This is a genomic window from Sphingomonas sp. CCH9-F2, from assembly GCF_001556735.1.
GTDB lineage: Bacteria > Pseudomonadota > Alphaproteobacteria > Sphingomonadales > Sphingomonadaceae > Sphingomonas > Sphingomonas ginsenosidimutans.
This window is the reverse complement of record NZ_LSJO01000451.1, coordinates 1-5,182: the sequence shown is the minus strand read 5'-3', so window position 1 is coordinate 5,182 and position 5,182 is coordinate 1. Positions and strand designations below refer to the sequence as shown.

The following is a 5,182-nucleotide window of genomic DNA, read 5'->3' as shown; positions in this document are numbered from 1 at the left end:
CCCAAGCCCGCCGCCAAGCCTGCCGCCAAATCCGCCGCCAAACCCGCCGGTGGCGCCTGGCGCATCCAGCTCGGCGCGTTCCGCGACGCCGCCAACGCGCGCGCGCTCTGGTCGCAGGTCGGCGCGCGCGTCGGCGGCCGCGCCGATTACGTCCGCGCGGGCGGCCTCACCCGGCTTCAGGCGACCGGCTTCGCCTCACGCGCCGATGCACAGCGCGCCTGCACGAAGGCGGGTATCGCCTGTTCGGTGGTCGCCCCCTGATCCGGCAGGCCGACGGCCGGCGGGATCGGCCGCCGTCCGCGTCGGGCGGTCCGATTTCGCTCCCCGCCCGGCGCGCACCGGTATAGGCGTTGTCGCGCGAGAGGATTCCAAAGGAGCGACGATGACCCGCCGTATCACCATGCCGGCCCTGCTGACGCTGGCCGCGATCACGCTGGCGCCTCCCGCCGCCGCGCAGGACGATCTGGCGAACCGCCCGAAGACGCAGGTGGTGGCGAAGGGTGCATCCCCCGACGGGCGCATCACCGTCACCGTCTCGCTCGATGGCGAAGGGCGCGCCAGCTATGCGGTCGCGCGTGACGGGCGCGCGATCCTCAACGACAGCCGGCTGGGCTTCCTGTTCACCGACGCGCCGAAGATCGACCGCGCGCTCGCGCTGGTCGACACGTCGCGCGATCGCGCCGACACGACTTGGCGCCAGCCGTGGGGCGAATGGGAGACGATCCGCGATCGCCACAACGAACTGACCGTCCGCCTGCGCGAGGCGACCCGGCTGCAGCGCGAGATCGGCGTCACCTTCCGCATCTTCGACGACGGCGTCGGCTTCCGCTACACCCTGCCCGCGCAGGCCCATCTGAAACAGGCCAACATCGCCGGCGAGCTGACCGAATTCGCCTTCGCCGAACCGGGCACCGCGTGGTGGAAGCCCGCCTATCTGTGGAACCGCGAGGAATATCGCTACCGCAAGACCCCGCTCGACGGCGTCGGCACCGCGCAGACGGTGATGACGGTGAAGCTGGCCAGCGGCACGCATATCGCCATCCACGAAGCCGCGCTGGTCGATTATGCCGCGATGAACCTGCGCCGCTCGGATCGCCCCAATGCCTTCATCGCCGACCTGACGCCCGGATCGGCCGCCGCCTCGGTATCGCGTGCTGCGGGCTTCTCCACGCCGTGGCGCACGATCGCGATCGCCGACGATGCGGCGGGCCTCTACGCCGCCAGCCGGATCGAGCTGAACCTCAACGAGCCGAACAAGCTGGGCGACACATCCTGGTGGATCCGCCCCGGCAAGTTCGTCGGCGTGTGGTGGAACATGATCACCGGCAAATGGACGTGGTCGCGCGGGGCCAAGCACGGCGCGACGACCGCCAACGTCAAACGCTACATCGACTTCGCCGCCGCCAACGGCATCCCCGGCGTGCTGGTCGAGGGGTGGAACGTCGGCTGGGACGGCGACTGGTTCGGCAACGGCAACGACATGCAGTTCGACCAGCCGACCGAGGATTTCGACGCCGCCGAACTGCAACGCTATGCCAAGGCGAAGGGCGTGTACCTGATCGGGCACAACGAAACCGGCGGCTCCGCCAGCCATTACGATGGGCAGCTGGACCGCGCGTTCAAATATGCTGCCGACCACGGCATCCCGGTGGTCAAGACCGGCTATGTCACCGACGCCGGGCAGATCGAGCGCGTCGACCCCGACGGGTCGCAGCATCGCGAATGGCACGAAGGGCAGTGGATGGTGAACCATTACGCCCGCGTCGTTGAAACCGCCGCGAAATATCATGTCTCCATCGACAGCCACGAACCGGTCAAGGACACCGGGCTGCGCCGCACCTGGCCCAATTGGGTCGCGCGTGAGGGCGGGCGCGGGATGGAATATATGAGCTGGCAGGACAAGAACCCGCCAGAGCATGAAGCGAACCTCGTCTTCACCCAGCTGCTGGGCGGGCCGATGGACTTCACCCCCGGCATCGTCAGCCTGAAGGGGTCGGATGACAGCGACATCCCCTCTACGCTGGCCAAGCAGCTGGCCAATTACGTCGTCATCTACTCCCCCGTGGTGATGGTCGCCGACACGCCGGAGGCCTACGCACAATATCCCGCCACGCTGCCGTTCCTGCGCGCGGTGCCGACCGACTGGAGCGAGACGCGCGTCCTGAACGGCGAAGTCGGCGACTATGCCACCGTCGTCCGGCGCAAGAAGGGGGCCGACGACTGGTTTCTGGGATCGGTGGGCGATGAGGAAGCGCGCAGCTTCACCGTCGCGCTCGACTTCCTCGATGCCGGACGCGCCTATACCGCCGAGATCTACCGCGACGGCCCCGGCGCCGACTATCGCACCGCCGCGCGCCACGCGATGACGGTGGAGACGAAGACGGTCCGCCGCGGCGACCGGCTGACCATCGCACTCGCCCCCGGCGGCGGACAGGCGATCCGCTTCGTCCCGGTCGGCAAGGCGGCAAGGAAACGCTGAGCCGCGCCGCCCGGACCCGCGTCGCCCCAGCGCAGGCTGGGGCCTCCCGCCGCATCACGCCCCCCGGCGCGATCCCCTCGATCGTCGCGCGCCCGCCGCTACCCGAACAGCCGCGTCAGGCTCCGCTCGAGCATGACGAACTGCCACAGCGTCCGCCCATGTTCCTCGCGCCCGTGGCGGTGCGCCTCCGCCAGCCGCGCCACCCGGTCGAGGTCGAACCAGCCGGTGTCCGCCAGCGTGCGCGATCGCGCCAGCCCCGCAGCCTCCTCCGCCAGCGCGGCCCGGAACCACGCGCTCACCGGGGTCACGAACCCCATCTTCGGCCGGTACAGGATCTCGCGCGGCAGATAGCGCTCCATCGCCTTCTTCATCAGCCACTTGCCCTGCCCGCCGCGCAGCCGCATCCCCACCGGCAGCCGCGCGGCGAATTCGATCAGCCGGTGGTCCAGCAACGGCTCGCGCGCTTCCAGCGATACCGCCATGCTGGTCCGGTCGGTCTTGGTCAGGATATCGCCGGGCAGCCAGATCTTCAGGTCGGCATATTGCGCGCGGTCCAGCGCGTCGCGCGCCGGCGCATCGCGCATCGCCGCGACATAGCGGTCTTCCGCCCGGTGCCCTGACAGCGCGCGCTTGGCCGCATCGGTGAACAGCGCCGCGCGCAGTTCGGGCGTGGTCACCCCCACGGCGCGCGCATAGCCCTCCGCCCCGTCGCCCGCGAGCGCCAGCAGCGTGGTCTTCGCGCGCAGCGGGCGCGGCGCCCAGTCCGCCTTCGGCCAGGCGCGCCCCAGCGTCCCGAACAGCGGCGCGCGCCATGCGGCAGGGACGATCCCGCGCACCCGCTCCTCGGCATGCTGGAAGCGGTGACGGCGGTATCCGGCCAGCGCCTCGTCCGCGCCGTCGCCCGACAGCGCCACCGTCACCGTCTCGCGGGCCAGCGCCGCCACCTGATAAGTCGCGAGCGCGGAGGCATCCGCGAACGGTTCGTCGAAGGCGTGGACGATCGTGTCGATCAGCGCGACGTCGCCCGATCGCACCACCCGTTCGTGGTGCGCGGTCGCGAACCGCTGCGCCACCTGCGCGGCATAGCCGCGTTCGTCATGCCCCGCCTCGTCGAAGCCGATCGTGCAGGTCTTCACCGCCTGCCGGCTCGCCTCCGCCATCAGCGCGACGACCGCCGAACTGTCCACGCCGCCCGACAGGAACGCGCCCAGCGGCACGTCGGCGACCATCCGCGAGCGCACGCCCTCGCGCATCAGCGCCAGCAATTCCTCCTCCAGCGCCGCGGTGCCACCCCGCGCGCGATCGGCGAAGCTGACGTCCCACCAGCGCCGCGGCGCGGGCACCGGCCGCCCGCGCTCGACCAGCAGGAAATGCCCCGCCGGCAGCTTCCCCACCCCCGCGACGATACAGGCGTCGTCGGGGACGTAGCCGAACGCCAGATAATCCTCGACCGCGCGTATGTCCGGCGCACGGCGCAGCAGCGGATGCGCCAGCAGCCCCTTCAGCTCCGACGCGAACGCCAGCGCGCCATCCGCCAGCTCGACATAATGGAGCGGCTTCACCCCCAGCCGGTCGCGCGCGACGAACAGCGTCTGCGTCGCGGCATCGTGGATCGCGAAGGCGAACATCCCGACCAGCCGGTCGAGCAGCGCCGGCCCCCATTGGGCATAACCGTGCAGCAACACCTCGGTATCGCCATCGCTGCGGAACACGCAGCCACGCTCGATCAGCTCGGCGCGCAATTCGCGGTAATTGTAGATCTCGCCGTTGAAGACGATCGCGTGGCGCGCGTCGGCGCTCGCCATAGGCTGCGGCGATCCGGCGATGTCGATGATCGACAGCCGGCGGTGCGCCAGGCCGACGCCCGGCGCGGTCCACACCCCCGCGCCATCGGGGCCGCGGTGCGCCATCGCATCGGCCATCGCCGCCACCCGCGCCGGATCGACCGGCTTGGGCGTGGCGGGGTAGAACAGCCCGGCGATTCCGCACATGTCAGTAGGCCGGCCGCACGATCCGGTCGACTGCCGGACCGACCGGGCCGATCGCGGCGCGAAACGCGCGGATCGCCGCCACCGCCGCGGGAACGCCGCCCGCATCGGGGCGCACCACCGCCGACAGATGCATCGCCACCGCGGTCTGCGTGCCGCCGCGCAGCCGGTCGGCCATCGTCGCCCATTTCACGCTTCTGTCGTCTCCGGTCACGGTCCAGCCGACGCGATACCATGTGACGACGATCCGCTCCACGGTGCCGCCGCCCCCGCCCGATCGGGTGACGATCCGCATCGCATGGCCGCCGTCGATCGCCGGCAAATCGGCGACGCGGATCCAGCGGTCCCCCTGCCGCAGCGCACCGGTGCCGAACGCCGCCAGCTTGCGCCCCTCGCCCTGCCCGGCATAGGCCGCCAGCGCCCAATCGACCGCCTGCCCTCGCGCATCGCCGTAGCGCGCGAACAGATGATGGTCCGCGCCCGGATGCCACGGTGCCCATGCGGCCGCGCCCGCCGCCGGCGCAACGCGCTGCCATCCCGCCACATCGGGCAACGCGATGCGGTGCGGCATCGCCAGCGCGCGCGCCGCGATGCTCGCGCTGGTCGCCGGCGCCACCGCCGCCGCGCCGACCGCCAGCACGCCGGCAATGGCAGGCGCCAGCATCATCCGCACCGGGCGGCGCAGCCGCGCGGGATCGAACGGCAGGTCGTCGGG

4 protein-coding genes are annotated in these 5,182 nt (G+C 71.4%); 2 read left to right on the top strand and 2 right to left on the bottom strand.

Features of this window, described 5'->3' with window-relative positions; all coding sequences use genetic code 11:
• Together AX685_RS12555 and AX685_RS12550 are read left to right on the top strand one after the other, a co-directional pair.
• A partial coding sequence (locus tag AX685_RS12555) for an SPOR domain-containing protein (RefSeq protein ID WP_197418605.1) occupies nt 1-261 on the top strand: 261 nt, incomplete at its 5' end.
• A gap of 121 nt (nt 262-382) precedes the next feature.
• Nucleotides 383-2,479, top strand: coding sequence for a glycoside hydrolase family 97 protein (locus tag AX685_RS12550; protein ID WP_066489195.1), 2,097 nt, complete (start codon nt 383-385; stop codon nt 2,477-2,479).
• Between the two features lie 98 nt (nt 2,480-2,577).
• Here the strand turns inward: AX685_RS12550 and AX685_RS12545 are convergent, their stop codons facing one another.
• Together AX685_RS12545 and AX685_RS12540 are read right to left on the bottom strand one after the other, a co-directional pair.
• The gene (locus AX685_RS12545) at nt 2,578-4,470 is read right to left on the bottom strand and encodes an XrtA/PEP-CTERM system amidotransferase (RefSeq protein ID WP_066489194.1); all 1,893 of its coding nucleotides are present in this window, start codon (nt 4,468-4,470) and stop codon (nt 2,578-2,580) included.
• A 1-nt stretch (nt 4,471) separates the two neighbouring features.
• The coding region (locus tag AX685_RS12540) for an exosortase C-terminal domain/associated protein EpsI (protein ID WP_082740870.1) at nt 4,472-5,182 on the bottom strand (711 nt) is incomplete at its 5' end.